This window comes from Sorangiineae bacterium MSr11367 (genome assembly GCA_037157805.1).
Lineage (GTDB): Bacteria > Myxococcota_A > Polyangia > Polyangiales > Polyangiaceae > Pendulispora > Pendulispora rubella.
In genome coordinates this window covers 799,105-825,392 of sequence record CP089983.1, presented here as the reverse complement: position 1 = coordinate 825,392, position 26,288 = coordinate 799,105, and the positions used below count along the sequence as shown (strand labels likewise).

General features: G+C 63.9%; 23 protein-coding genes. 15 read left to right on the top strand and 8 right to left on the bottom strand.

Features of this window, described 5'->3' with window-relative positions:
* Positions 1 to 196 precede the first annotated feature (196 nt).
* The 4 genes from LVJ94_03635 to LVJ94_03620 all read left to right on the top strand — a co-directional run bounded on the left by LVJ94_03635 (position 197) and on the right by LVJ94_03620 (position 3,732).
* On the top strand, positions 197 to 856 hold the full coding sequence (locus LVJ94_03635; protein WXB06337.1) for a hypothetical protein: 660 nt from the start codon (positions 197 to 199) through the stop codon (positions 854 to 856).
* A 72-nt stretch (positions 857 to 928) separates the two neighbouring features.
* Entirely contained in the window at positions 929 to 1,837 is a 909-nt protein-coding gene (locus LVJ94_03630; GenBank protein ID WXB06336.1) for an AraC family transcriptional regulator, read from the top strand.
* Between the two features lie 107 nt (positions 1,838 to 1,944).
* Positions 1,945 to 2,706, top strand: coding sequence for a hypothetical protein (locus tag LVJ94_03625; protein ID WXB06335.1), 762 nt, complete (start codon positions 1,945 to 1,947; stop codon positions 2,704 to 2,706).
* A 93-nt stretch (positions 2,707 to 2,799) separates the two neighbouring features.
* Positions 2,800 to 3,732: an MBL fold metallo-hydrolase gene (locus LVJ94_03620; protein ID WXB06334.1), complete on the top strand. Its 933-nt coding sequence runs from the start codon at positions 2,800 to 2,802 to the stop codon at positions 3,730 to 3,732.
* Here LVJ94_03620 and LVJ94_03615 read toward each other — a convergent pair.
* On the bottom strand, positions 3,684 to 4,412 hold the full coding sequence (locus LVJ94_03615) for a haloacid dehalogenase type II (protein WXB06333.1): 729 nt from the start codon (positions 4,410 to 4,412) through the stop codon (positions 3,684 to 3,686). The two genes, LVJ94_03620 and LVJ94_03615, sit on opposite strands and share 49 nt — an antisense overlap.
* 118 nt (positions 4,413 to 4,530) lie before the next feature.
* On the opposite strand from LVJ94_03615, the gene LVJ94_03610 reads away from it, so the two are divergent.
* From LVJ94_03610 to LVJ94_03600, 3 genes are all read left to right on the top strand, one after another.
* Positions 4,531 to 5,628: a hypothetical protein gene (locus tag LVJ94_03610; protein WXB06332.1), complete on the top strand. Its 1,098-nt coding sequence runs from the start codon at positions 4,531 to 4,533 to the stop codon at positions 5,626 to 5,628.
* A 97-nt stretch (positions 5,629 to 5,725) separates the two neighbouring features.
* On the top strand, positions 5,726 to 6,631 hold the full coding sequence (locus LVJ94_03605; protein ID WXB06331.1) for an EamA family transporter: 906 nt from the start codon (positions 5,726 to 5,728) through the stop codon (positions 6,629 to 6,631).
* A 140-nt stretch (positions 6,632 to 6,771) separates the two neighbouring features.
* Positions 6,772 to 7,794, top strand: coding sequence for a class I SAM-dependent methyltransferase (locus tag LVJ94_03600; GenBank protein ID WXB06330.1), 1,023 nt, complete (start codon positions 6,772 to 6,774; stop codon positions 7,792 to 7,794).
* 2 nt (positions 7,795 to 7,796) lie between these two features.
* On the opposite strand, the gene LVJ94_03595 is transcribed toward LVJ94_03600, so the two are convergent.
* Positions 7,797 to 8,675, bottom strand: a complete 879-nt coding sequence (locus LVJ94_03595; protein WXB06329.1) for a hypothetical protein — start codon at positions 8,673 to 8,675, stop codon at positions 7,797 to 7,799.
* A 214-nt stretch (positions 8,676 to 8,889) separates the two neighbouring features.
* Between LVJ94_03595 and LVJ94_03590 the strand changes: the two genes are divergently transcribed.
* From LVJ94_03590 to LVJ94_03580, 3 genes are all read left to right on the top strand, one after another.
* Positions 8,890 to 9,822 carry a LysR family transcriptional regulator gene (locus LVJ94_03590; protein ID WXB06328.1) on the top strand — a complete coding sequence of 311 codons (933 nt, stop codon included), beginning with the start codon at positions 8,890 to 8,892 and terminating at the stop codon, positions 9,820 to 9,822.
* Between the two features lie 140 nt (positions 9,823 to 9,962).
* Positions 9,963 to 10,676, top strand: coding sequence for an SDR family oxidoreductase (locus tag LVJ94_03585; GenBank protein ID WXB06327.1), 714 nt, complete (start codon positions 9,963 to 9,965; stop codon positions 10,674 to 10,676).
* Between the two features lie 35 nt (positions 10,677 to 10,711).
* On the top strand, positions 10,712 to 10,978 hold the full coding sequence (locus LVJ94_03580) for a 4-oxalocrotonate tautomerase family protein (GenBank protein WXB06326.1): 267 nt from the start codon (positions 10,712 to 10,714) through the stop codon (positions 10,976 to 10,978).
* On the opposite strand, the gene LVJ94_03575 is transcribed toward LVJ94_03580, so the two are convergent.
* Both LVJ94_03575 and LVJ94_03570 read right to left on the bottom strand, forming a co-directional pair.
* Positions 10,949 to 12,283: an alpha/beta hydrolase gene (locus LVJ94_03575; protein WXB06325.1), complete on the bottom strand. Its 1,335-nt coding sequence runs from the start codon at positions 12,281 to 12,283 to the stop codon at positions 10,949 to 10,951. The two genes, LVJ94_03580 and LVJ94_03575, sit on opposite strands and share 30 nt — an antisense overlap.
* A gap of 447 nt (positions 12,284 to 12,730) precedes the next feature.
* Positions 12,731 to 13,150, bottom strand: coding sequence for an A24 family peptidase (locus LVJ94_03570; GenBank protein ID WXB06324.1), 420 nt, complete (start codon positions 13,148 to 13,150; stop codon positions 12,731 to 12,733).
* A 181-nt stretch (positions 13,151 to 13,331) separates the two neighbouring features.
* On the opposite strand from LVJ94_03570, the gene LVJ94_03565 reads away from it, so the two are divergent.
* From LVJ94_03565 to LVJ94_03555, 3 genes are all read left to right on the top strand, one after another.
* Entirely contained in the window at positions 13,332 to 15,278 is a 1,947-nt protein-coding gene (locus tag LVJ94_03565) for an SMI1/KNR4 family protein (protein ID WXB06323.1), read from the top strand.
* Between the two features lie 83 nt (positions 15,279 to 15,361).
* Positions 15,362 to 17,098 (top strand): hypothetical protein, encoded by a 1,737-nt coding sequence (locus LVJ94_03560; GenBank protein ID WXB06322.1) that lies wholly within the window; start codon positions 15,362 to 15,364, stop codon positions 17,096 to 17,098.
* Positions 17,099 to 17,248: 150 nt separating this feature from the next.
* Entirely contained in the window at positions 17,249 to 18,355 is a 1,107-nt protein-coding gene (locus tag LVJ94_03555; protein ID WXB06321.1) for an agmatine deiminase family protein, read from the top strand.
* Positions 18,356 to 18,580: 225 nt separating this feature from the next.
* Here LVJ94_03555 and LVJ94_03550 read toward each other — a convergent pair whose 3' ends face one another.
* Positions 18,581 to 19,453 (bottom strand): alpha/beta hydrolase, encoded by an 873-nt coding sequence (locus tag LVJ94_03550; protein ID WXB06320.1) that lies wholly within the window; start codon positions 19,451 to 19,453, stop codon positions 18,581 to 18,583.
* Between the two features lie 107 nt (positions 19,454 to 19,560).
* On the opposite strand from LVJ94_03550, the gene LVJ94_03545 reads away from it, so the two are divergent.
* Positions 19,561 to 22,338: a helix-turn-helix transcriptional regulator gene (locus LVJ94_03545; GenBank protein WXB06319.1), complete on the top strand. Its 2,778-nt coding sequence runs from the start codon at positions 19,561 to 19,563 to the stop codon at positions 22,336 to 22,338.
* On the opposite strand, the gene LVJ94_03540 is transcribed toward LVJ94_03545, so the two are convergent.
* The 3 genes from LVJ94_03540 to LVJ94_03530 are packed head-to-tail and all read right to left on the bottom strand — an operon-like array spanning position 22,335 to position 25,337.
* The gene (locus tag LVJ94_03540) at positions 22,335 to 23,405 is read right to left on the bottom strand and encodes an NADH:flavin oxidoreductase/NADH oxidase (protein ID WXB06318.1); all 1,071 of its coding nucleotides are present in this window, start codon (positions 23,403 to 23,405) and stop codon (positions 22,335 to 22,337) included. The two genes, LVJ94_03545 and LVJ94_03540, sit on opposite strands and share 4 nt — an antisense overlap.
* Positions 23,406 to 23,419: 14 nt before the next feature.
* Complete coding sequence (locus LVJ94_03535) at positions 23,420 to 24,313, bottom strand: LysR family transcriptional regulator (protein ID WXB06317.1); 894 nt, start codon at positions 24,311 to 24,313, stop codon at positions 23,420 to 23,422.
* Positions 24,314 to 24,359: 46 nt separating this feature from the next.
* Complete coding sequence (locus tag LVJ94_03530) at positions 24,360 to 25,337, bottom strand: 2-dehydropantoate 2-reductase (protein ID WXB06316.1); 978 nt, start codon at positions 25,335 to 25,337, stop codon at positions 24,360 to 24,362.
* Between the two features lie 381 nt (positions 25,338 to 25,718).
* Here LVJ94_03530 and LVJ94_03525 point away from each other — a divergent pair, with 381 nt between their 5' ends.
* Positions 25,719 to 26,192, top strand: coding sequence for a hypothetical protein (locus LVJ94_03525; GenBank protein ID WXB06315.1), 474 nt, complete (start codon positions 25,719 to 25,721; stop codon positions 26,190 to 26,192).
* The last annotated feature ends 96 nt before the right edge of the window (positions 26,193 to 26,288 follow it).

The following is a 26,288-nucleotide window of genomic DNA, read 5'->3' as shown; positions in this document are numbered from 1 at the left end:
CCCGTCGCCGTCACGATCTTCGTCCGGGTCCCATCATCGCTCGCACCATTCCTCTCCATCGTACTCGTACGAGCCCTCTCCATCGTACTCGTACGAGTCGCCGTCGTATCCTTCGTATGACCATTCGTACTCGTCCTCCGCGTCGGCCGAGTCCTCGAATGAGACCCCCTCGGAAAACGCGAGTCCCCCGGAGTACGTGAGTAAACCGATCGAAACCTCGAACCCGTTTTGGTGGATGGCGCTCGACATCTATGGGCAAGACAAGGAGGGTACAGCCTACATCTTCCCGTGGAAGCAAGCGGCCAACGGCAAATGGCAGATGCAGAACAAATTTGCGGGACGCGGCGTTCGCGTGATGGAGCTCACGTTCGGCACGTACCTTCCCGTCAACGAGAAAGTCTACGTCATCGATTTTGGGGCGCGTCTCTTCGTCGGCGCGTTCATGTTGGAGTTCACCTGGGATCATTTTCGCGAGCCATCGAACGTCGCCGGGGAGGAGGATACGCAACTCAATTGGAAGCGACTCCACATCGGGCCCAATCTTCTTGGCGCCAAATCCAAAGAGGTGGAACTCTACGGCATCGTCGGCGGTTCGGTCATGGGTCTGGCCGGGCTCGACGGCCTCTGGGCATTCGATGTCGGCGTGCAGGCCCGAGCGTACCCGTTTAGGCCGTTCATGTTCTACGGCTCCACCCTCGTGAGCTTCTTCGAGAAAGGCCCGCCCCTGTTCGATCTGCTCTTCCAAACGGGCGTGTCGTTCGGTCCCGTCGATTTGCGGGTGGGCCTGCGCGCCCTCAAACAGGAGCCCGAGCAAAGCTTCGTCGGACCGGCCGCAACCCTCGCCGTGCGACTCTGAGCGGACGCGCCATCGCGCGATTGTCAACATCGCCCAAGGCGGGAGCGACCAGCGTGCGCTAAGCTCGAATGCGTGAAGGGCATCAACGTCGCGGAAGTCGCGGCCACCGTCAGCGAAAATTTCGACCTACTCGCCAAAGCGGCACGCGAAAACACGGCACGGGAGACGCCGTCGAACGGCATGCGCGTCTTCGTATGGCAGCCCGAGGGCATCCCCGGCGTCAACGTGATGCGCATCGAGAACAATTCGACCGTGGCGGCTTCGTACACCAGCCGCCACTCCATCGGCGTCCTTTACGAGGGCGCCTTGGATTGGTGGTACCGCCGCGAAACGGTGACCCTTCGCGGGGGCGCGCTCAAGCTCAAAGAGCCTGGCGAGGTGCACCGTGATCGACGGATTCACACGCCCTTTACCTTGCAAGAGGCCACATTCGCTCGCGAGGCCATCGCCGAAGCCGCCGAGGCCTTCGGGCTTCCCTCGGCCGTATCATTCCGGCGCGTGGAGCAGGGGACGTACCCCCGCGCCACCCGCCTGGCCTTTGCCATGCACGATGCACTTCTCGGGTCGGCATCGGCACTCGAGACGCAAGTGCTCGTGGCCGAAGCTTTGGCGGAGGTACTCGCCACATGCACCGAAACGCGAACGGCGCCCGAGGTGCCGCGCACCATTTCCCGCGTGCGCGAATTGTTGCACGACACCTTCGCTGAAAAGATATCGCTCGACGAATTGGCCGCCCAGGTGGGAATCAACAAATACCAACTCGTGCGCGCATTCCGCGCGGAAATGGGTATTCCACCTTATGAATATTTGACCCAGATACGAATTGCGCGCGCGCAAGAGCTCCTCGCCGCAGGCTGGAGCGCGGCGCGGGTGGCGCAAGGGGTTGGACTCTACGACGAGAGCCAGCTTCATCGCCATTTTCGCCGCATCATCGGCATCTCGCCCGGGCGGTACGCACGCGCCATTTCCGCGAAAGTTTGATTTCGTCAACATCGCCCATGTCGCGCAATGCGGCGGACTTTATCGTCTCGGGGTGAGGTCAATCCGGACCTCGAGACGAATTGCACTGCGAAGAAAGAAGGTACTCGATGCGGACTTGGTCCATCATCGCTTGGTTCGGCATGGCTTCCATGACGGCATGCGCCTCGGAAACGTCCACCTCCCCGTCGGCGGAGCAGGAGGAATCCGAGCTAACGACGAACCGCCGTTCGGTCTCCATGACGGGCGCCATTACCAACCTCGATACGAAGATTCCCGTGACGGGGGTCACCGTGGACGCCGGCTTCGGAAACCACCGCACCGTCACCGATGCTCAGGGTGCGTGGACGATCTCGCGTTTGCCCAGGTTCCTCCCATTCACGCCCGAGCTCTCGGCCGATGCGTTCGTGCACATCACACTGCAGGAATACGTTCTACTGGGCGACTTCGCGCGCGGCGGTTTCGAGCTTGCTCCGCTCGCACGCGCCCAGACGAGCCGCGGACGCCTTGCCGATTACGATCCGACCAAGGGGGTCCAGCACTTCACCCTGATCAACAGGGGGGATTGCGAGGACCCGAGCGGGGGCACCATCGTCGTTCCGCCGGGCAGCTCGGCCCACGTCAAGTACTTCAAAGGCGGACGCCTCAGCGACGAGCCGTCCATTTCGGCCCATGAGGACCCGCAGGTCTATTTCTACAACGTGGACCTCGATAAGCCGCTCGAATACGAGTTGGTCCATCCCACCTGCAAGTTGGTCCCCTTCCCCGTCAAAGTGGGCAACGTCATCTACACCGGCAAGATGCCCGTCGAAGCGGGAGGACGGCTCGACGGCCCGCTCAACGGCTCGTTTTCGCGCATCTTCGTGCGGTAAACCACGCATCCCGGCCCAGTCTGCTAAAAAATCAGCATCGTGCGTGCTAAATTTTTAGCATTCGCATCGCCGTCGATCTATGACGTCGACATCATGGCAATGCGTACGATTCTCGCTTTGGTCGCGGGTACCCTCCCGTTTTTGGCTTGTGCGGCAAAAACGGCGGATTCACCGAATCCGTCGCACACGTCCGACGCCGTTCGGCTCACGTACCTCGGGGTGGCGGGGTGGAAAATCCAGGCGGGGGACCACGTGCTTCTCGTCGACCCGTACTTTACGCGTGTCCCCTTCCAGAAAGGGGGCCCGCCGCTCGTACCGAATGACGAGCAGATTGCGAAGTACGCGCCCGATTCGGCCGAGGGCATTCTCGTCGAGCACTCCCATTGGGACCACCTGCTCGACGTGCCCACCGTGGCCAAGCGAACGGGTGCGACCGTGGCCGGCTCCGACAGCGCGCTGAACGTGCTGCGTTCTTCGGGTGTACCCGAGTCGCAGCTTCGGGAGGCGCGCGGTGGTGAGACCCTCAAAATTGGACCTTTTTCGGTGCGGGTCCTCCACGCGCTCCATTCGCAGATTGGCATGCCGTCGGGCGACATTCCTCGCGGGGTGAAGCTGCCGATGTCCGCCGAAGGCTACCTTCCAGGCGAGACGCTCCAATACTTGGTGCGCGTCAACGATCGCTCGATCCTCTTCGTCGGGTCGGCGAACTTCATCGAAAGCGAACTCCAAGGGCTGCGACCGGACGTGGCGGTCGTGGCCACCGGAGCGCGCGAAAAGATTCCCGATTACACGTGCCGATTGCTGCGCGCCGTGGGGCAACCGCCCCGCGTGCTCACGAACCACTTCGACGCACACGACAAGCCGCTCGACCCCAAAGGCCCGACTCTCGACGCCGAGACGCGCGAATCGCTGGCGCAGTTCGAACGGGAAGTCCATGGCTGCTCGCCGTCCACGCAGGTCATCGTTCCGACGTATTTTCAGCCGCTTGCCGTCGAGCGCGCCGAGCGGTCCAGCGCGTCGAACTGATCGGCCAGATCGCCGAGATCGCGGGCATGCATGTCGGCCGACACCGGTGCGGCCACCGTGCCCGGGCCCCACTCGGCGGGGCGGGCCACGTAGGCGGTGCGCAATCCTGCATGGGCCGCACCGGCCAGATCCCACGCGTGGCAGGCGACCAGCATGACTTGGTCCGGCTCCAAACCAAGAAGACGGGTCGCCGTTTGGTAAACGACGGCCTCGGGCTTGTACGAACGCGCCAACTCCGCGGACAAGATGGTGTCGAAGTCCAAGCCGGCATGGCGCTTCAAATCGACGAGCAGCCGCACATGACCGTTGGAGAGCGCGGCCGTGATCCGCTGCGCCCGGAGGCGGGGCAAGTTCGCAACCACATCGGGCCACGGGCGGAGTTCGTGCCAACCCGCCACGAGCTCCGCGCGCGCGGGTGACGGCAAGTCCACGGCCAACTCCGTGAGCACGTGATCTAGTGATTCACGGTGCAGCTGGTCCAAGTCGCACCACGGACGCTTGCCGCTGGTGACGTTCGCCATCGACGGCGCATAGCGCTGACGCCAGAGAAGCGCCAGACGGGCGCCATCGAGCGCGAGCCCCTCGCGCGCGGCAATCGATTCCGCGCGCTCCTGGATGGACCCGTACCAGTCGACCAAAGTCCCAAATACATCGAACAGCAAAGCCTTGACCGTCGCCATCCTCCCGTCCCTTCCGGCAGCACGATGCCTCAGGGCATGTAGGGTCGTCAGCGACCGATTGAAAGCTGCGGGGACGCACATCGACACGCTGCTTCGGTTTTCCTAGTATCGCGTGTGGATGACGGACGTGGTGAAAGTCGCCGAGGAGCTGGTCTCCGCCGTCGACGGCATCGATTGGGACGGCTCGGAGGTTCATCGCTGCCGCGTGCAGCTTCACGAAGCGGCGAAATCGGCGAGCATGGCCGAACTCACGCGCGCCCGCGACGTGCTCGTGGAGCGACTCGTGCGCTCGCGCGTCGACGATGCCGATGGCGTCGCCTACGCTGCCATCGCTGCCGGGGCGCTGGTCGAAAACGGCGCCCCGCCGCGACCCTTGGGCGAAGTGCTCCTGGCGAAGATGCCCGCCGTGTTGCAGGCCGCGCGCCGCTACGCCGACGTTTGCCTGGCCGACCTGCCGCCCGATGGCAAAGCCACCACGAACGAGAAGGTCACCGAGGTCGACGGCCGGCCCATCGAGCTCGCGCTTTTTCGTTCGCACCTCAAGGAGGATCGCGGAGGAGCGTCGGCCCTCTCCACCTTGGAAATCTGGACGCTGCCGACGGTGGCCGCGCTCACCCGCGATCGCGAGCTGTTGGTTCGTGCCGCATCCGATGACGACTTCCGTCGCGCGGCGCGGGCGCTGGCGAGCTCCGATGCACGGTGGCTCGATGTTCTCCTGGGCGCCGTGCTCGATGCCACGTGGTTGGTGGTATGCCCCATGGAGAAGCGCGCATTTCATATGCGCGTGGACGGTCTGGTGAGCAATTTCGATCTTCACGCCCTGGTATCCGACGTGCTCATCGAGCAGGGCATTCGAGGCGAGCGAAACCCGCCGGACGTGATTGCTTTCATTCGCGGCGACTCCCCCACGCGCTCCACCGATTCCGTGTCGGGCTCGTTCCAGTTCTACACGTACGAGGCCGGCGAATACGATTGGAGCCAAAAAGGCCACCCCGCATGGCATTGGGTGTGGGGCGAGGGCCGCCCGGAAACGGTGCCCTTCTTCCGCGGAATGCGCACCCTCGTCGTGGGGCCGCAGACGATGAGTCGCTCGTGGAGCATGCCGCGAACGTTCGGCGCGCTAAAGTGCAATGTGTCCGTGGTGCGCGAGCTGTCCCCCGACGAAGTGAGGGACACGCTCGAAGCGTTGCGCTCTGCGGCGAACGCCCATACGTGACAACGGAAGATGTCCCCATGCTTCGACGCGCATCGAAGCATGGCTCGATGGTCGCGTACTAAAACGACGGTACGCCGAGCCACCACCGGGAGACATCATGCAAGCCAAGACGACCCCAGCGACCGAACTTGCTTTGCTCCTCGGGCTGTCGACGCTGTGGGGCGCTTCGTACACGTTCATCAAAATTGGCGTGGAGACCATTCCACCGGTCACGTTCATCGCGATTCGAACCTTGATTGCGGGATTGCTCCTTCTGGCCATGATTCACTGGCGCGGAATGGCGTTGCCGGCGGATGCCGCAACGTGGCGACGTTTCGTGTTTCAGGCTTGTCTGAACAGCGCGATTCCGTTTTGCCTGCTCGCCTGGGCGGAGCGCAAGATGGACGCCGGACTCGCCGCCATTCTGAACTCGATGGCGCCGATCTTTGCATTCCTACTCACGGTCCTGATCACGCGGCACGAGGCGGTGACCGGACGCAAACTGGCGGGTGTGGTGTTCGGGTTGGCGGGCACGTGCCTGATTACCGGTACACAAGCATTGAAGGGTCTCGGGGATCAGGTGTGGGCCCAACTCGCGGTCATCGCCGCGACAATCTGCTACGCGGGAGCGGCCATCTTCGGCAAAAGCTTCAAGCACCTCGATCCGATGATGCCTGCTGCCGGTTCTCTGCTCTCGGGCGCCGTCATTCTGTTGCCCCTCAGCCTCGTCGTCGACCGGCCGTGGGCGCTCAGGCCTTCACCCGGTTCGTTATGGGCGCTGCTCGCGCTTTCCGTCTTTTCGACGGCGCTTGCTCTCACCATCTACTTTAGGCTCCTTCACACATTGGGGTCGGTCGCTGCCACTTCGCAGGCCTACTTGAGGGTGCCGGCCGGCGTCGCCATCGGGGTGATCTTCCTTGGTGAAAAAGTGACGCCGACGGCAGGCATGGGGCTCGTCTGCATCGTCGCGGGGGTGATCGGCATGACCGTGCCGAGTCCCAAGCCCGCCCGTGCCGTACCGTAGACGTTGCTTTGCCGCGCGCCCATTTTTCCCGATGTAAATATTTGCGGGCGCGACGATTTACATCTTTTTATTGGTCTACCGTGCTCCCCCGTGGCTCAAACCATTGCATGGCAATTGATCCGCAAAAGATGCACGCGTTCATGAGCCGCTTCGCCGCGGACTTTGGGGCCGTCTTGCACGCACCGCTGGTCGTCCTCGGCGAGCAGTTGGGGCTCTATCGTGTGCTGGCGACGCGCCCCATGTCGGCTGCCGAGCTGGCTCGGGAGACGGGCACCGCCGAGCGCTACGTCGCCGAATGGCTCGCGGCCAACGCGGCGTCGGGCTACATCGAATACGACGCGGATACGTCACGCTTTCGCATGACCGAGGAACAGGCCGCCGCGCTGGCCGATGCCAATAGCCCCACCTACATCCCGGGTGCCTTCTTGGTCGGCATGGCCATGTTCCGCGATGTCTCCCACATTGCCAACGTCTTTCGCAGCGGAGAGGGTTTCGGCTGGCATCAGCACGATCATTCGCTCTTCGTGGGGACCGCGAAGTTCTTTCGAGCCAATTACATTGCCAATCTCCTATCTTCGTGGATTCCCGCCCTCACCGGTGTTCAGGAAAAGCTCGAGGCGGGCGCGCGGGTGGCGGACATCGGCTGCGGGCATGGAGCGTCCACCGTTTTGATGGCCAAGACATTCCCGCGCTCCACGTTTTACGGTTTCGACTACCACCCCGAGTCCATTGCCTCCGCGCAACACGCGGCGGAGGATGCGGGCGTTCAGGCGCGGACTTCGTTCGAGGCAGCGCCGGCAAAAGCGTTTCCCGGCAAGGGGTATGCGCTGGTGACCTTCTTCGACTGCCTGCACGACATGGGCGATCCGGAAGCCGTGTTGCGGCATACGCTCGGCACGCTCGAGTCGGATGGAGTCTGCATGATCGTGGAACCGTTCGCGCACGACTCGCTCGCGGACAATCTCAATTCCGTCGGCCGCATCTTCTATTCCGCGTCGACCATGATCTGCACGCCCGCGTCGAAAGCCGACGACAAGGGACTCGCACTCGGCGCCCAAGCCGGCGAAGCGCGCATCCGCGCCCTGGCCGCCGCCGCGGGCTTCACCCGTTTCCGGCGAGCGGCCGAGACGCCGTTCAATCTCGTGTACGAAGCGCGGCCCTAGGCTTAGTGCACGCAGGCGTCTTCGGCGCCTGCGTCCGTCACCGGCGGGGGCCCGGCATCCTCGGGAGGAGGAGGTGGCGGCGGTGGTGGTCCCGCATCCACCGGAGGCGGTGGCGGGGGCGGTCCCGCATCGACAGGAGGCGGAGGCCCCGCATCGACAGGAGGAGGCGGACCGGCGTCGTCCGGAGGCGGAGGCCCCGCATCGTCGGGCGGGGTGCCGGCATCGTCCGGACCAGCGTCCGGCGACGACGCGTCTCGAATGTGGAATGCGTCGAACTTGCACTGCCTCGGGCTGGTGGCCCCCACCTCGCAAACGGCGAGGATATACACCCCACCTCCATTGCTCGTATCGTCATACGGAGCCAGTTGCAAAACCCTGGTCCCGTTCGGCGACGTTCCGGGAGCGTGCGTCCCGTTGTACGTCGTAATTTCGTGGTTTGCCACGGTGTACGTCCGATTGGCAATCGAGTCCCCACTCCCGAGATCACCGGCCGTCGAGCCGGCGGTGGTGTCACTCAGATTCCCATCGGCGCCCTCGATGAAGCCGCCGTTCTGAAACCCGGGCACGAGCACGGCAAAGTAGTATTGACCATCATCGAGCCCCGACGGTCCAGGACCGCCGCTCGCATAGACGTCCTCCTTCGAGCGGTAATTGTTGCAATCGACGCCGTTTGGATTGTTGCCTTGGAGGCAGCCACCTCGCTGCGCGTCGAACGAGGTGAAGACGGCGCCACCGAGGCGCCCTTCCATTTGTGCAGTCGGCCCCGACGATCCGATGCTGCACGATGCGACCAGGCCCATACCAGCCCCCAGCATCAGGATACCTTGCCGGGCCTTCCAGGCCGGTATCGGCGATGCTCGCCTTTCGCGTTTCGTTTTCATGGGCGCTCCGCGTTCGCATGCGTCATGCCGATGAGCTCCAAGGCGTCGTGCAAAGGCATGTGCGCGGGATCATTCGTTCTCGAAACCGTCCCAAGCGACGTCGTCGGATCGCGTTCCCATGTCGATTCGCCGCAAATGGGACACAAATGATGGCAGGGTGAGCTTTTACGAGCAGCAAAGCCTGCCAACGCCCGAACGCTCAGCCAAGATTGCCATGGATCGCATCGACGCAATGAGGATCTTCATCGCAGCCCTCGACGAGGGCAGCTTGGCGGGGGCCGCGCGCCGACTCAAACGGTCACCGACGGCGGTCAGCCGTGCGCTGGCCCTGTTGGAGGCCCACGTCGGGGTGGAATTGCTGCACCGGACGACGCGGTCGCTCAAGTTGAGCGAGGCCGGCGAGCGCTATGCGGTGGCGTGCCGGCGGGTCCTGATCGATCTGGAGGAGGCCGATATGCTCGCCGCCGGCGAACGCTCGGCGCCCCGTGGCATGCTGACCATTTCCGCACCGCCCATCAGCGGTGAAGAGGTATTGCAGCCCATTCTGGAAGACTTTCTCGACCGCCATCCGACGGTTTCGGTTCGACTTCTGCTCTTGGATCGCACCGTCAACCTCGTCGACGAAGGCGTCGACATCGCCCTGCGCGTCGCGCACCTCCCGGATTCGTCCCTCATCGCACTCCAACTCGGCGGCGACGTGCGGCGCGTCGTCGTCGCCTCGCCCCGATACCTCGCCAGTCACCCGCGTATCAAGGAACCTGCGGACCTCGCAAAACACCAGATTGTCGCCTTTGCCAATTTCGGTCTCGACTCCTGGACATTCACCCCCGCCAAAGGCGCGTCCATTCCCCGCAGCGTTTCGTTCGTTCCGCGATTCATCGTGAACACCGTCCGTGCGGCCGCCGCGTCGGCGATGGCGGGCCGAGGACTGACGCGGCTGTATTCGTATCATGTCGCCAAACACGTGAAGGAAGGCCGATTGAAGATCGTCCTGGCCAACGCGGAGCATCGGCCATTGCCGGTGTACCTGCTCGCCCCCCAAGGGCGCATGTCGGTCCCCAAGGTTCGAGCCTTCGTGGACTTTGCGCTGCCCCGACTGCGTGCCGCGTTCACGCGCATGGCCGGAGAAGCCGCGGGTCTCGGCTGATTATGCCGAAAATCGGTTGAGTGACTGCCGAACGACGATCATTCTCCCAAGACTCGGTTGGATCCAGATTGATGGCACCAACGCCGACGGCGGAGGGACGGCCGCAACGACGCGACCGGAACCATCGACAGAGGATCATCATGAGCAACGAACGAAAGGTCGTCATCATCACCGGCGCTTCCCAGGGCATTGGCGCCAGCTTGGTTCGCGCATACCGCGATCGGAATTACCGCGTGGTCGCCACGTCCCGCTCCGTCAAGCCGAGCACCGACGCGAACATTCTCGCCGTCCCCGGCGATATCAGCGATCCCAGGACCGCCGAACGGGTCGTTCGCGAGGGCCTCGAGCGCTTTGGCCGCATCGACTCGCTGGTCAACAACGCGGGCGTCTTTCTCGCCAAGCCGTTCATCGAGTTCACCCAAGAGGACTATGCGCACAACTTGGGGACCAACGTGGCCGGCTTCTTCCACATCACCCAGCGCGCCGCGGCGGAGATGTTGAAACAAGGCTCCGGCCACATCGTCAACATCACCACGAGCCTCGTGGACCAACCGATGGCGGGCGTGCCCTCCGCCCTCGCTTCATTGACGAAGGGCGGCTTGAACTCCGTCACGAAGTCCCTAGCCATCGAATTCGCGAAGACCGGCGTCCGTGTCAATGCCGTCTCGCCGGGCATCATCAAGACGCCGATGCATCCCGAGGAAACCCATGCGGCATTGGCGACATTGCATCCCGTGGGCCGCATGGGCGACGTTCGTGACATCGTCGACGCGGTCCTCTACCTGGAGACGGCGTACTTCGTGACCGGAGAAATCCTTCACGTAGACGGCGGGCAGAACGCCGGTCGCTGGTAATCGCCCTTCATCCAACATCGAAAGAGAGAGAGCCCATGCCCATCGTCACCATCCAGGTCACCCGCGAGGGAACCTCGCCCGATCGCGACTCCGTCACCGCCGAGGAGAAAGCGGCCCTCATCAAAGGTGCCAGCGAGTTGCTTCTCCATGTGCTGAAGAAGCCACTCGAGGCGACGTTCGTGGTCATCGAGGAAGTCGATACCGACAATTGGGGCTGGGGCGGGCTGCCCGCGCTGGAGTACCGGCGCCAGCGAGCCGCTGCGAAGGAAGCCTCAAATGCCGCGACGCATTCTCCGACGTAGCTCGCGGAGCGCGCCCTCGACGGCGGGCTCGGCGGCCATGGTCTGCACCGCAGGTGACGATGACTCCGCCGCGCAGGAGACATCCAGGTCGGGGAGTCGCCCGGTGATCAGGAATGCCGTAACCCGCTCGTCGGCGCAATGGTTGTCGTTGCGGTTGAGACCGTAGGAGATGGCGTGGCCTCCGGCGTCCACGCTCACCAAGCGCGCGCGGTGGCCAAAGGCCGTACGCATGGCTTCCGCGCCGTCGTGGGGCGTGGCCGGATCGCGAAGCCCCTGGACGAGGAGCACATTGGCCGGTCCGCGCTGGCCGATCGGAATGGGGCGTTCACGCGGTGCAAAAGGCCATGCGGCGCAGGGCCATATGTTCCCAGACATGCCGCCGGAGCCCGGCGATGCCACGCGATCGACGGCCACGTCGAGCTGGTAACGAAGGACCGATCGCGGCCACGCGGCGTCATCGCAGAATACGGCGAACGTGGAAATGGGCGAGTTGTCCGCGGGCACCTCCGGAAAGAGGGCGCGGGCGTCGGGTGAAAGGGTCACACTCGCGGTGAACGACTCGGACGCCGACCGATACACCTCGGCCATTTCCGGGAAGGAAGCATCGGAGTACATGGCCCCGCGGTTCATTTCGCGAAATAGATTTCCGTCCAATGGGCCATTCGATGTCGGGATCGGATTCGCGTCCAACTTATCCACGAGTTGGAAATAGCGTTGCCGAACGGCCTCGGCGGTGGCACCAAGGTGGTAGACGTCGTCGCGTGCTGCGGCCCAGCGGTAGAAATCCTTCAGACGAACCTCGATGGCGGGGCCCCATGCGCGCAGCGTGTCCCGCCAAATGCGGCCAGGGTGAATGACGCTGTCGAGCACCATGCGCCCGCTCTTCTCGGGAAATAGGCTCGCATAGACCGCCCCGAGGTACGTTCCATAGGAATAACCGAGGTACGATATTTGGCGCTCACCGAGCGCGACCCGAATGGCATCCATGTCGCGCGCGGTGTTGGCCGTCGTGATGTACGGCATCAACCCGCGGGAGGTACGGCCACACGCGTCGGCCACGGCGGTGGCGTATTCGACGTTGTCCGAGATATCGCCGTCCGGTGCCGGATAGGGAATGATCTTCGTGAAGTCTTGACGCTGTTGCTCGGTCAGCCCGCACGAGACGGGGGTGCTGCGACCGATTCCGCGCGGATCGAACCCAATGAGATCGAACCGATCCAAGACGCTGGCCGGCAACAGCCTTGGAAACAAAGCCGGCGCGATCAACCCCGGGCCACCAGGTCCGCCGAGGTTGAAAAGGAGCACGCCCTCACGCAATTCTGGTTTGGCGGTACGCAGCCGGGATATGGCAATTTCGAGAGTAGCGCCAGATGGCGCTTCGTAATCCAGAGGAACCTGCAACGAGGCACACTCCACGCGTGGGTCCAAGCCGCGAATGTCCGGCGGACACTCTCCCCACGACACGGCCACAGTCCTCCCTAGGGATTGGCTCATGCTCGAATCAGACGATTCGTTCGAAGACAGATCGCTTGCGCAGCCGACCATACACGCCGCAAACATGGGGATCGATCCCCAATGGGCCCATCGATTCATATCGCGCCTCCGTCTCGCCCACGTATTCACATGGCTCGATACGCTGTGACCCAAATCGGACGGGATGCAAATGGGTCTTCTCGCGCCATCCTTTGCTCAGACGGGATCGACGCGCTCGCCAAGACTCATGACCTGGCGATTGTGGAAGCAATCATCCAACTAGGGTGCAAAATAGCGGTATACGATGGCGATGACGCTCGCACCCGCGATGAGCGGGCTGCCCGGGAGTTCGATGGGATCCCGTCGTAGGCGCTCGACCCCGCGCCCAATCACCGAGAGCCCGGCAAGGACGATGATGGCCGACATGGTTCGGTCGCCACCGAGGAACCCGGAGACAGCCGCAAAGAGTTTGACGGCCCCGCCCCCGCTGCCCCCTTGGAAGTACACAATCAGCCCGAAGACGACACCGAGCACCAGTCCGATTCCGTGAGCTTCCCAGGCACCATCGAGGCATCCGGAAAGGACGCCCAGAGGGATCATCGGCAGTGTGAGGTAGTTCGGAATGTGGCCCGTCCGACGTTCGAACACCACGGCCACGAGGGCCAGCACAACAGCAAATACCGCCAAACCAATCGACATCGAGAACATGGGACTACCGAAACCGTAATCCAAACGTCGGCCGCGCGGCGCGACAACGGCTTCGAAAATGCGCCGTGAACACGGAAAGCTCGGTAACGGGCGTTCAGTAAATGGCAAGCGGGGTTCACTCCATCGAGACATGGAACTTGCTCCTGCCCCACGCTTATATTCTCACGCCTTCATGACCGCCCTATCGCATTTGGAAATTCGGCTCATTGACAACTTCGACGACGAGGCCGCATGGGCCATGTACGCGGGCGAACTCGCGGCGCGGGGCGATGTCCGGGCCAAGCTCATTGCGGGATCCGGCGATGCGGAGGCCATCTTCCAGGCGAATGCAGCCGATTGGTTGAATGTGCCCAATTTCGACCCCGCCGACCGCGATCCGGGCCTCTACTTCGAATGGAAGTACGGTTTCGTCCTTCGCGTCGTCGTCGACCTGCGCCCGCACGTGCTGAAGTGGCCGCCACTCCGAGAAATGTTCCGGGCCTTTCTCGACGGTGCGGCCGCACACCTTTTGCGGCGCGTCGAGTTCCGTCGCCTGGAGCAAAACACCGAAGGGGACGACTACGTCGAGCAGCTGGCGGCTCGTGGGCGGCCATCGCTTCGCGAGCTCGTATTGAGGAACGTATGCGCCCTTCACCCTCTCGACCTTCCGAGCTTGCGGGAGCTCTCGGTGCATTCGGAGAGCTTGAGCGCGACGGCGATGCGCCATCTGTCCCAAAGCCACATGCCCGAGCTCGAGCGTCTTCGGATGACATTTGGCAATTCCGACGCGCTACCACCGAAGCAGCGCCCCACCGCCGAAAACGTGGCGGCCGCACTCGGAAACCTCGGTCATCTCCGGGAGCTGACGCTTCACCAGCTCTCGTTTGGCGACGAGCTTCTCGCGCGTATTCCCGAGACGGCAGCCGCAACGCATCTGGAGGTGCTCGATCTATCGTCCGTGGAACTGACGCCTCGTGGTGCCGGCGCGCTTGGGGCGAATGCATCCGGGCTACCGCGTCTGCGAGCACTCGCTCTCGACTCGCCCACGCTCTCTGCGATCCCTGCCTCCGCATTCGGTGCCCTCGAGACCAAGGTCACCATCTCGCGTCCCAGCTCCGAACGCGTCGCGCGCTACACGATTGCCTTGGCCGCCGAGCACGTGGCCGCACGCACCAAGGGGAATGGCGGCGCCACGCAAGAGTCCGTCCGTGCGGCGCTGCGCATTCAGCAGTGGGCACACTTCCAGTTCTCCGACGAATTGGCCGACGCCGGAACGTGGAATACGGCTGCCGGACTCGAGATCTTGTTGTGGTCACTCGGAATGGCCAACCTCGATGAATCCATCGATCGGCTGCCGATGGAACGAAGCCCTCAGAGCTTCATCCGCGCGGCGCAGCTCCGAGATCGCGCAGAGCTCGAAGCTTTGCACCGCCAGACGGCGGACGATGTATGGACAGGGTGGTGCGCATTCGAAAACGTATCTCGGCTGCGTGAGCGCTTGCGCGCCCTGGGGTGGATTCTCGGCGCCGCCAAAACGTGGGACGCCGTCCCGGTCCACGTGGGGCGCCACAAACTCCCGGCCGCCGAAGCCGCGTCCTCGAAGCTGTCGACCCGAGTCCAACGCGCATGGAACAAACTGAAAAAGCGATTCCGGCACCGCCTTCCCGAGGGCGTCTCCGAGGCGAGCGTGGATGCGGCCGAACGAGAAATCGGTTTTCGGCTTCCCGCCGATCTGCGCACCTCGTTCCTGCTCCACGGTGCCGGTTCCTATCCTCTCTACGAAGGAATCGGTGCGAATGGCGGAGCCAAGCTTCTCTCCCTCCGAGAGGCTCTGAGCTGCTGGCGCCTTTACGACGACGCGATCGACAAGAAGAAGCCGCCGAAAGAATTCGGGCCGCCCGATTCATCGCTTCGGACGATGCATCGTGCAAGCTGGCGGCGCGCCTGGCTCCCCGTCACCGACGACCCGAACGACAGCGACTTTCATGCAGTCGATCTGGAGCCGGCGGCCGATGGCTCGAAGGGCCAAGTGTTCTTTTGGTCCCACGAGCTGGGGGGCCCCGAGTGCGTCATGAATCCCAGCTTCGTCGACTGGCTCGAATGGGCCACCACCGCCGAGGCATTCGATCCCGGCGACTAGGCCACGCGGAAGGCTGATGCCGGTAGCGGAACCGCAATATTTCCGTGCGCCTGATGCTGCGGGTCCGCGTCCTCTCTTCAAAGATGAAGAGCCATGACCTGTTGACCACGCTAGGCGTATTTGCCAGCACCTCCCTTCTCGCGGCGTGCAGTAGCAGCAACGCCGAACACGACGATAAACCCAAGTCCGCACCAGCTCCCACCGATGCCTGCAACGGCGCACCCGTGGACGGGCGCTGCGTCGACGCGAAAACGGTCGAGTCGTGCGGCATCCCCAGCGAGGGAGGCAAGCCACGGCCCCAAGTGACCAAATGCTCGGACGACGAAGAATGCCGTGTCGACGACAAGGATGTGGCCGACTGCGTGCTCAAAGTCGGATGTCGAACGGGCGACACGGCGTGCAAGGGAACCGGCACACTTCGCACGTGCAAGGACGGAGTGTGGGTCGATAGCCCGTGCAGCACGACGTGCGTGAACACCCCCATCGCCTCGACGTGCCGGAGCTCGGGCATCACGTTGGTCGCCAGGAAAGGGCGCGCCACGTTTCAGCGTCGAAAGGGAAATGCCAGCCGAACGGCCCTGGAGGCCACGCCGGTCGAAGCACCGGCTCGGGGCTTCTTGCTCACGTTTCAACGCGGCACGGAGGTGATCTCCGCCACGACGACATCCGCGGACGATGGATCGTTCACCCTCGATGTTCCGACGACGTTGGAGGCTGGCGACGTCGTGAGGCTCGCAGCGGTCGCGGGGGACGACGCAGGCGGGATTGCGTACCTCGTGGCCAATCCTGGCTTCCCGGCTGGGAGGCAAAAAGTCGATGCGTTGGACGACGTGTACCGCGACGGAACGAAGCCTCCGGCGGTTTGGTCCTGGGATTGGACCGCGAAGGACCTCCCGCACGGCAACGTCGACCTACAGATACCGCTCACCATCTCCGGCATACGTCACGCGGGTGGGATCGCCAACGTCTTCGACCAGGTCGGAGCGAGCTACCGCGAAACGAAACGCCGCTACGGCAAGGGCGGTGCGCCGCTCGTCGTCTGGATGGGCGATTCCGTCGCGTGGGATTGCGGTGACTGCCAGCAAGATCAGAAGAGGCTGCTCTTCGCGAATCGCTTCCAACACGACTTGCTGATCTCGGCGACCGACGATCAAACGTATTTCTCCGACGCCATGCTTCAGCACGAGTTTGGGCACTACGTGATGGCCACGTACGGCAAGTCGAATCCCGAAAGCGGAAACCACGATGGCTCTTGTCCGTCGTATCCGGGGCAGGCCTGGTCGGAAGGATTCGCCTCGTGGTTCTCCATGTATGCGCTGGGCAGCTCGGTCTATAGCTATTTCGAGAAAGACGGAGCCCTGATTTGCGACTACGAAGGATACACGGTCAACGGCGAGCCTTGGCCTCGCCCGACCCCTTCGGCAAAAGACGTATCGCCGTCGAGCGCCCCTGGCTTGCTTCAGACGATCACGGAGACCGAGGTCACGGCGACGCTGTTGAAACTCAGTCGAGGCTCGGCGGATCCAGGACCGATTTTGAAGGCACTGGCCAGTCCGCGCATGACGAAGACCGTCGCGCTCCCCGGCGGGCGCCGAGGGTATGAGCGAAGCTACTTCGCTCACCAGTGGAATCAAGACGACGGCACCGTGTGCCAAGCGAAATCGCCGCCCGAGGTCCTCCTCAATCCGGCCCAAACGATGGCCGATCTCTTCGATGCGATGCTCTGCGCGGGCTTCGACAAGGCACGACTCGACGCGGCCACCGAGCCGGCAACGCATTACCCTTTTCCGAGCTCCTCGCCACTCTGCCGTCCTCGATGAATCGAAGAAGTGCCGAAATTCGATTTCGGTGCGCCATGGTCCGAACCGTCGCGTCCATTCGATACGAGCAGCAAAAACGACGTTCGACGCTCCACCATGGAAAGAACATCGATGCATCGACGATTATTTCATATTGTTCCTTACGCTGTATTGGCAACATCCATCTTCGGCTGCTCCTCGCAGGCCGACGAGCAGGTCGGTCCTGCCGACCGTGAGAATCGCGTCACCCCTAGCGGTCCACTGCCGGCGTGGATCACCAAAGACGAGCGGGCGATGCAGCATTCCCTCTCGCTCCGTGACGACGAGCGGCCCGGCCGCGCCCCGTCCAACGGATACCGGGTGCCCGCCGAGTACGAGCCCGTAAGCGCCGTGCTCATCACGTGGCGCGATTACACCGACGTGCTCGGGCAGGTCGCCGTCGCGAGCGCGGCGGCGGGGGCCGATGTCTTCACCGTCGCCGGCCCCTCGTCGATCCGCGGTGTCCCCGCGAATCGGTACCGAAGGCTCAATTACTCGTCCAACAGCGCATGGTCCCGCGACTACGGCCCGGTCGGGATCGACGACGCATCGCACACGCTGGGCATCGTCGATACCCGCTACAACGGATACGCGTCCCGGCCCGCGGATGATGCCATGCCGTGCAAGCTCGCCGGTACGCTGGACGCACCGTGCTACACGACGAACCTCGTGCTCGACGGCGGCAACTACATGACCGACGGCCGAGGGAACGTCTTTCTCACCAACATCGTCTACGAGTGGAACGCCCGCTGGAGCCACGAGGCCGTCGACGACGCCCTCAAACGGTATCTCGGCGCGAAAACGATTCACGCGCTCGATTTCGCCGCGGATGCCGAAGGCGGCCCCGCAGATGGCACGGGCCATATCGACATGTTCGCCAAACTCGTGGGCGAGTGCAAAGTCATCGTCGCCCAGACCTCGGACGAGCCTTACAAGTCGGCGACCGACAAGGCCGCCGCGTATTTCCGCGACCTAGCCTGCGGCGATGGCCAATACCAAGTTACGCGGGTCAAAGGTTGGGTGAGCGAGGGCACGTGGTACACGTACACGAACTCGCTCATCGTCAATGATACGGTCATCGTTCCTTTTTACGACGACACCGACAAGAACGAAGAGGCGCGACGCGCCTACGCATCCGCGATGCCGCGCCATCGGGTCGTCGGAATCAACAGTGAGTCGACCATCCATTCCGGTGGTTCGATTCACTGCCTTACCCACGAGATTCCGGCCATTCGCTGACCTGCCCCGCGCGAGAGCGGAGGGAAGCGTCGCTTCTCACACGCTCGTGACCTTCGCGTGACAAAATGAAAACGGCATCACGAGAGGCCCGGGGGGGAGAGAGCCATCCGCGTGATGCCGGGTCCACCTAATTGCCAAGATGATGCCAACGACTCATGAGCGAATTTCTCGGACGATTTCTCGATGTGTGCGCTATCGAAGCTCTCACTTTTGAAAAACCGTCGTTCATCCAAGAAACCCGAGTAACAGATTGGCCAATTGGGTGGGCCGGGTCCAGTGCATCATGTGGCCTGCGTCGTCGATCTCGGTGCGGGCGGCATTGACAAAGGTTGCGATGCGGGCGTCTTCGTCGGGAACGTGAAAACCGCGCGGGCCACCGCCGACGATGAGAACGGGGCACGTGATGCGCGCGATGAATTCCAGGTGAATCTCCGTGCGGAAGACCGCGGGGGACGTGGTGCGGTGGAGCGGATCGAATCGCCACACGAGCGAACCATCGGGGGCCCGATCGATCAGGTGCGGCAGGCGCGATTGCAGAACCTCCGCGGGCACCGTAGGATGGTTGCCTTGAAGGCTCTGGAAAGCTTGCTCCATGGAACGCGGGCCGCGGGCGACGTCGCGAAGGCGGTGGCTTCGTAGATCCTCGAGCCAGCGGTGCATGCGAAGCGGCGCGGCCGATGGCGGGTTGTCGCGAATACCGAGCCCCTCGAGCAACGCAAGGCGGGCCACACGCTCCGGTCGCGCGCCCGCGTAGAGGGTCGCCACCGTTCCGCCCATCGAGTGACCGATGAGATGAAACGGCTGGTCGCCACATAGCTCGTCGACGATGCCCTCCACATCCGCGACGTAATCGGCAAAGTGGTAATAGCCACCTTCGGGCACGCGGTCGGTGTCCCCGAATCCGCGCAGATCGGGCGCGAACACGCGACGGCCACCTCGGACGAGGTGCGGCACCACGAGATCCCAGGAGCGCGCCGTGTCCATGAAGCCGTGAAGAAGCACCACGGCCGGCTCGTTCGAGCTTCGCCCATCGTCACCGCTCCACTCGAGGACGTGGTGTGACAGGCCATTGGCGCGAACCCGGTGCGAGCGAATCATCGGCGCCACACTATCACCGCGTCCACTACGATCTTACGCAACAATCGACTCGCCGCGGCCGACGCAGTAGAATCGCTCGCAGAACGAGGTCCGATCGTGGCGAATCGATGGCAGCCGGAGCAAAAGAATTGAGCGCGGCGGGTTTTGCCTTCGGCAATTTTCGTCTTGCCCCCGAATCGCGCAGCTTGCTCTTGGGCGATGAACCGGTTCGGCTCGGCACACGGGCATTCGACATTCTTCGTCTTCTCGTCGAGCGCGCGGGCGCGACGGTCACGGCCGAGGAGTTGCTCGCGCAAGTCTGGCCCGATGTCGTCGTCGAGGAAACGAATCTGCGCGTTCAAGTGGGAGCGCTTCGCAAGGTGCTCGCGCGCGGAGAGCACGGGCAGAACGCGATCGAAACGGTGCCGCGCGGTTACCGGTTCGCCCTTCCCGTTGCAGCCATCTCATCCACGCCGCCCAGCGTGAACGAGGCCTGGGAATCGGCCTCGGGCGAGCATGTCTTGCACAATCTGCCGGCGTTGCTCGCCACGACCGTGGGACGCGCCGAAGCCATCACGCTCCTCACGGATTCCTTGGCCAAGCAGCGCCTGGTGACCATCACCGGGCCAGGCGGAGTCGGCAAGACCACCGTGGCCATCGCCGTCGCGCGGCGATGCTTGGGGCGTTTCTCGGACGGGATCTGCTTCGTCGATCTCGCCGCGCTTTCCACTCCGAACCTCGTCACGAGCGCGCTGGCATCGGCACTCGGAATCGGCGTGCTGGCCGACGAGCCCCTCGCGGGGTTGCTTTCCCATTTGCGCGGCAAGCACATGCTCCTTTTGCTCGACACCTGCGAGCACGTCGTGGAGTCGGTCGCAGCCCTCGTGGAATCGCTGCTTTCGCGACTTCCGAAGCTCCGCATCCTCGCCACCAGCCGCGAGGCACTGCGGGCCAGCGGCGAATGGACGCATCACTTGCCTTCGCTCTCGCACCCTCCCCACACCGAGGGACTGAAGGCGGCCGACGCCCTCGCATACCCCGCCGTGGACCTCTTCGTTCAGACCGCGCGGGCCAGCGGCGAGCGATTCGAACTGAACGATGCCGACGCGGCCATCGTGGCTGCCGTCTGCCGCCGGCTCGACGGGATACCGTTGGCCATCGAGTTTGCGGCCGCACGCGTGGGGGAACTTGGTATTCGCGAGATAGCGGCACGCCTCGACGACCGATTCAGCGTGCTGACGCAAGGACGGCGAACGGCGCTTCCGCGGCACAAGACCCTGGCGGCGACGTTGGAGTGGAGTTACCAACTGCTGCCGCCCGAAGAGCAAGGGATGCTGCGGCAACTCTCCGCATTTCGGGGGCCATTCACGGCCGATGCCGCCGTGGCCGTGGCGGGCACGGGGTGGACGCGATCGGCGGCGTTGACGTGCCTCTCCAATCTTTTTGCCAAATCGTTGGTCACCGCCGACGTCGGCGGGGAAACTCCGCTCTATCGTCTGCTCGATACGACGCGTGCCTTTGCGAGCGAGAAGCTCACCGAGGACGAATCACGCGAGGTCTCTTCGCGCCATGCGGAGTTCGTCCTTTCATCCGTCCGGGCCGCCGAACTCGAATACGAGTCCATCGACACGAAATGCTGGACCGAACGCCATCGTCCTTTGATGGACGACTTGCGCGGCGCACTCGATTGGGCCACGTCCCCATCGGGCGACCCCGTGTTGGGCGCGCGGCTCGCTGCGAATTCCGTATTGGTTTGGTTCGCCATGTCCTTGTTCGACGAATACGCGCAACGGCTGAAGACGGTGGTCGCGCAGTTCAGCGCCCCCGCCGCGGCCGATCCCGCCCTGTCGTCCCGCCTCAGAGACGCATTCGGACACGCCATGTGGCAGACGGGGGGGCGCATCGAAACGGTGGTCGATGCCTTCCGGGATGCCGTGGAAATCGCCAAAAATGCAGCGATGGTCGACGCCCAGCTCCGCGCGCTCTGGGGGCTGCTCGTGGCCTACAGCCACAGCGGGGAGTACGACGAGGCGTTGGCGGTCGCGAACCAATTCCAAGCCCTCGCCGCAAACGTGGACCGGCCCGGCGTCGAGCTGACCCATCACCGAATGGCGGCTCTGGCGCTCCACGGCGTGGGCGATCAGGCAGGAGCACGCGTTCATGCGGAACGTGTGCTCGAGGACGTCGCCAGCGACACGAAAAAGCCCCGCCAGCAAGGCATCCAGTTCGACGCGCGCATCGGTGTACGCGCGGCGCTTTCACGGATTCTCTGGCTTCAGGGTTTCCCGAAGCAGGCGTGGGACTGCGCCTACGAGGGCGTCGAACTCGCGCGCACGTTCGGTCAGGCGCTCCCGCTGTGTTACATCATGACCGTCGGCGTCGTTCCCGTCGCACTCTGGACGGGCGCCAAGGCTACGGCAAAAGAATATACGAAAACGCTTCTCGCGAGTTCGTTGGAGCACTCCCTCATCCGGTGCTACGCGTTCGCGCGCGTCTACCACGCCACGTTGGTGGAGCATGCCGACACATGCCTGGACCCGACGGCGGATACGTACCTCGCGGAGATGGTCGCGACGATGGATGAGCGCCTCGCGAGCGAGGCCGTCCTCGCGCGATCCGAACGGGGCGAAACGTGGTGCACGGCCGAATTGCTTCGAATTCGGGCGACGCGCATTCTCGATCAGCGCGACGAGGCGGAAAAGCTTCTTCGCCGCTCGCTCGATATCGCACGCCGGCAACGAACGTTGGCCTGGGAGCTCCGAACGGCGACGACCCTCGCGGAACTCTGGCAACGTGGCAATCGGAACACGGAGGCGCGCGATCTGCTCGCCCCTGTGTACGATCGCTTCACCGAAGGCCTCGAGACTCAGGATTTGATGCACGCCGCTGCGGTCCTTCGCACCTAGCGGGGCTTGGCCCTGAGGTACTGCGACGGCCATGGCACGTCCACGCCGAGCGCGTGGGCCGCGTGGAGTGCCCAATTGGGATCGTTCAGCAGGGCGCGCGCAAGGAGCACGGCGTCCGCGCTGCCCGATTGGACGATGTCGTTCGCCTGCGCGGCCTCGGTGATGAGGCCGACCGCCCCCGTCGCGATACGGGCCTCTTGCCGGATGGCGCGTGCGAAGGGCACCTGGTAGCCGGGCGTCACGGGGATCTTCGCATCCGGGGCGCTACCGCCCGATGAGCAATCGACGAGATCCACCCCGCGTTCGCGCAGGCATGCGGCGAAGCGAATGCTCTCGGGAAGGTCCCAGCCGCCCTCGACCCAATCCGTCGCGGAGATGCGCACGAAGAGCGGCAGCTGCGCCGGCCACGCATCGCGCACGGCAGAAACCACCTCGAGCGGCAATCGCGCACGGCCCTCGAAGTCGCCCCCCCATGCATCCGTTCGCCGATTCGAAAGGGGCGAGAGGAACTGGTGCATCAGGTAACCGTGCGCCATGTGCAACTCGACCACGCGGAAGCCCGCATCGCCCGCGCGTTTCGCGGCGAGCACGAATTGGTCGACGATCGCCGCCATGCCACGGGTATCCAGCGCCGTGGGCTCGGGGTACGTCGGCGAGAAGGCGAGTGTGCTCGGCCCCACCGTCGTCCATCCCCCGTGTTCGGGGGCGACTTTCTGCCCGCCTTCCCAAGGAACCGCGGTACTTGCCTTTCGTCCGGCGTGCGCAATCTGAATTCCCGGTACGGCGCCCTGCTCGGCAATGAACGAAGCAATCGGCGCGAGCGCCTTGGCGTGCGCATCGGACCAAATGCCGACATCGCGCGGCGAGATGCGCCCGATCGGCGCAACCGCGGCGGCCTCGGTGAGCACCAGGCCGGCACCGCCCACGGCAAAGCGCCCGAGGTTCATGTGATGCCATGGCGTGGGAAGGCCGTCGTCCGCACACGAGTACTGACACATCGGCGAAACGAAAACGCGATTCTTGAACGTGACCGACCGAAGGGTAAAAGGCTCGAAGAGGTGCGTCATGATCGTGAAACGGTTCATAGGTCCCCTGCCCGGCGCGGCCTAGTGGCGAGGATCGCATCGCTCACGACGCGAATCGCGGCAACACGACGCTTGGCCTGCGCCACGACGAGCCAAACGCGGTATGGCTTATCGAAATTCGGTAACACGTGCACCAGCCCCGGTACCGTGTCTCCGACGTAGTCGGGCAGTTGGACGATCCCAATGCCCGCAACGGCCGCCGCCAGCAGGACGTGCGCCGTGTTCGCTTGGAGCGCCACATGGAGCCCCTCCGTTTGCAGGTGCCGGAAAGGTTGCCCGCCGAGCCGCATCGCTTCGTCGTAAGTGATGATCGGGTGCCCCACGAGGGAATCGGGCATTCCTCGCTCCTGGAGGTATTCGCGCGAAGCGTAGAGCCGAAACGAATGCTCGGCGAACCTCCGGTACGCGAGCCGTGGATCGGTGGGCCGCACCAGCCGGATGGCGAGATCCGCGTCACCGCGCAGCAAGTCGACCCGTGCGAAACCGGTATTCACCACCGCGCGAATCGCAGGATAACGTGCCTGCACGGCGCGAATCGCGGGCACGACGAAGTACTCCGCGAGGGTATCGCTCGTCGCAATGCGCACCAGTCCCTCGATGCGACCGTCTTCCGCCACCGCGTGCGCCGAGAGTTCCTCGGCAGCCTCGGCCATGCGCTGGGCCGATTGGAGAACGCGCTCCCCTGCCGGCGTCAGGTCCCACCCCGCCGGCGTCCGCACGAAGAGCTCGACGCGAAGACGCTCCTCGAGCGCCGCGAGGCGCCGTCCCACCGTCGTCTGATCGACGCCGAGCACCTTGGCTGCCTTGGCAAGCCGTCGTGTGCGCGCGATCGCGAGAAAGAAGCGAACGTCGTTCCAATCGAGCGCGCGGGCCGAGCCTTCGAGGTCCATGACGGTCCACTGTACCGAGCCTCGAGCCGGTGCAGGGCCCTCGCGCTCAGCCGCGCAGGATGCGCCGGAGATTCTCGAGGCTCGGAGTCATCTCGCCCCGCGAAATCGCGCGCACGGTATCCGCGATCGCGGCATTGAGCGGCGCGGGGACGCCGAGCTCCACGCCCTGCCGCGCCACGTAGCCGTTGATGAACTCGATCTCCGTGGGCCGCCGCCGCTCGAAGTCCTGGTGCATCGACGGCTGAAGGTCGCCGTACGCCGAGAGAATCTGCTCGATCCACGCATCGCGATCGGCGGGGGGAATGGGGTCGACGAGCATGCGCTCCGGGCGCACGCCGCTCGCGGACGCGACGGCCAGTGTTTCGTCGTAGGTCCGATCGAACAGCGCACGCCCCTCCGGCGACGCGATGTATCCGCGCATCGTTGTTCCCGCGACCGCTCCGAGGGTCGTGACGGTGCAGTTCAGGAGCAGCTTGGACCAGATGGCGCCGCTCATGTTCGGCGTGGTTCGCGTCTCGATGCCCGTGCCGAGGAAGCTCGCCATCCGCGCGGCACGCTCCGTTACGCCCCCCGCGAGCTCACCGATGAGAATGTGCCCCGCATTTCGCTGCTGGTAACGCCCCGGCGCGAGCATCGTCGCGCCCAGGTTCGAGAGCCCACCGAGGATGACGCCGGGATGGCGCCGAGCAAGAACCTGCGCAACGGCGCCGTTTTGAATCGGCAACAACGCGCCACCCGGCGCCAGGAGCTCGACCCCGTGCGACGCAACGGCGAGCGCATCGTCTGCTTTCGTCGCCAGCACCACGAGATCGAACGCCGCCCGTGACCAGCCGGCGAGCGCACGAACCTCCGACACACCGGTCGCAACCTCCTCTCCGACGCCGGTGACCTGCAATCCCGCAGAAACCAACGCCGCCGCAGACGATGCATCACGCGCCGCGAACGCCACGGGAACCCCGCGCGCGAGCAGCCGTGCACCGATGACCCCTCCGAGTGCCCCCACTCCAATGATGAGCAACCGCATGCACGAATGAATTCACCGCTTCGCTCGACCTGTCCACCAACACGGGTGCCGATGGTCCTGCACGAATGCAGGCACCTGCCGCGTCCAAGCCCAATGGCGCGAGCCGACCACCACGAATTTCCAATGGCGGGCATTTCCCATTTCATGACGCTATTTGCTTCGAAGCGACGGAGAGACGGTCCACACCGCGTTCAGTGGACGTCGCGTCGGCCTGATACGAATCACGAATAGCGCATGCTCTCGATTGGCATATCGATAGCGATTCGACACGGGCCTACGCAAATCAGCATCATCCGATTGCGGGTCACCTTGATTTCCTTTCTCGCTCCTTTTAGCAAAAGAGATCTTGTTACGGGTGTCTGAGAGAGAAGGAAGAAGCACATGAAAATGACTTGGACGCGTGGACTCGCCATCGGGTTCATCGCAACGGGAATCATGCTTTCGGGCTGTTCCGACGACGGAGATGCGTACGACGGGCTCTTTTCCGAGCGACAGGCCAATGCGAATCAGGCGTCGATCTTCGGAGTTTGGGGGACTTCGGTGGACGACTCTCAGATTGTCGACTACCGCCTTCGCTTCGCGCGCGACACGGTAACCTTCGCGGCCCGCTGCAAATCCGCAGACGGCCGGGCCAGCAAGGTCGTCGGCGTTACCGCGGCATCCGAGGTGACCGAGCAGCGTGTGGTCATCAAAGAATCGGCCAAAGAAGAAATTTACGTTGCGAGCAACGAGAAGTGTACCCTCTCGCTCCACCCGGGCACGCACCCCGTTCAGATCGTCGATGGCAAAATGCAGCTGCCACTGGCGACGGAAGACGGAAGCATCGAGGCGACTTGGGAGAAGATGACGGACTGACTCACGAATTGGAAACAGTCCTTCAACGACATCGATGATTGTGCGCACCCTCTCGAAGGGGCATCTTTTGCTTCAGGCAGAGCCGCCGAACACGGC

Excerpts from the sequence above, each read along its gene's own strand:
- LVJ94_03625 (WXB06335.1), top strand. The coding sequence starts at position 1,945 with ATGCGGACTTGGTCCATCATCGCTTGGTTCGGCATGGCTTCCATGACG.
- LVJ94_03620 (WXB06334.1), top strand. The coding sequence starts at position 2,800 with ATGGCAATGCGTACGATTCTCGCTTTGGTCGCGGGTACCCTCCCGTTT.
- LVJ94_03615 (WXB06333.1), bottom strand. The coding sequence starts at position 4,412 with ATGGCGACGGTCAAGGCTTTGCTGTTCGATGTATTTGGGACTTTGGTC.
- LVJ94_03610 (WXB06332.1), top strand. The coding sequence starts at position 4,531 with ATGACGGACGTGGTGAAAGTCGCCGAGGAGCTGGTCTCCGCCGTCGAC.
- LVJ94_03605 (WXB06331.1), top strand. The coding sequence starts at position 5,726 with ATGCAAGCCAAGACGACCCCAGCGACCGAACTTGCTTTGCTCCTCGGG.
- LVJ94_03600 (WXB06330.1), top strand. The coding sequence starts at position 6,772 with ATGAGCCGCTTCGCCGCGGACTTTGGGGCCGTCTTGCACGCACCGCTG.
- LVJ94_03595 (WXB06329.1), bottom strand. The coding sequence starts at position 8,675 with ATGAAAACGAAACGCGAAAGGCGAGCATCGCCGATACCGGCCTGGAAG.
- LVJ94_03590 (WXB06328.1), top strand. The coding sequence starts at position 8,890 with ATGGATCGCATCGACGCAATGAGGATCTTCATCGCAGCCCTCGACGAG.
- LVJ94_03585 (WXB06327.1), top strand. The coding sequence starts at position 9,963 with ATGAGCAACGAACGAAAGGTCGTCATCATCACCGGCGCTTCCCAGGGC.
- LVJ94_03580 (WXB06326.1), top strand. The coding sequence starts at position 10,712 with ATGCCCATCGTCACCATCCAGGTCACCCGCGAGGGAACCTCGCCCGAT.
- LVJ94_03570 (WXB06324.1), bottom strand. The coding sequence starts at position 13,150 with ATGTCGATTGGTTTGGCGGTATTTGCTGTTGTGCTGGCCCTCGTGGCC.
- LVJ94_03565 (WXB06323.1), top strand. The coding sequence starts at position 13,332 with ATGACCGCCCTATCGCATTTGGAAATTCGGCTCATTGACAACTTCGAC.
- LVJ94_03560 (WXB06322.1), top strand. The coding sequence starts at position 15,362 with ATGAAGAGCCATGACCTGTTGACCACGCTAGGCGTATTTGCCAGCACC.
- LVJ94_03550 (WXB06320.1), bottom strand. The coding sequence starts at position 19,453 with ATGATTCGCTCGCACCGGGTTCGCGCCAATGGCCTGTCACACCACGTC.
- LVJ94_03545 (WXB06319.1), top strand. The coding sequence starts at position 19,561 with ATGGCAGCCGGAGCAAAAGAATTGAGCGCGGCGGGTTTTGCCTTCGGC.
- LVJ94_03540 (WXB06318.1), bottom strand. The coding sequence starts at position 23,405 with ATGACGCACCTCTTCGAGCCTTTTACCCTTCGGTCGGTCACGTTCAAG.
- LVJ94_03535 (WXB06317.1), bottom strand. The coding sequence starts at position 24,313 with ATGGACCTCGAAGGCTCGGCCCGCGCGCTCGATTGGAACGACGTTCGC.
- LVJ94_03530 (WXB06316.1), bottom strand. The coding sequence starts at position 25,337 with ATGCGGTTGCTCATCATTGGAGTGGGGGCACTCGGAGGGGTCATCGGT.
- LVJ94_03525 (WXB06315.1), top strand. The coding sequence starts at position 25,719 with ATGAAAATGACTTGGACGCGTGGACTCGCCATCGGGTTCATCGCAACG.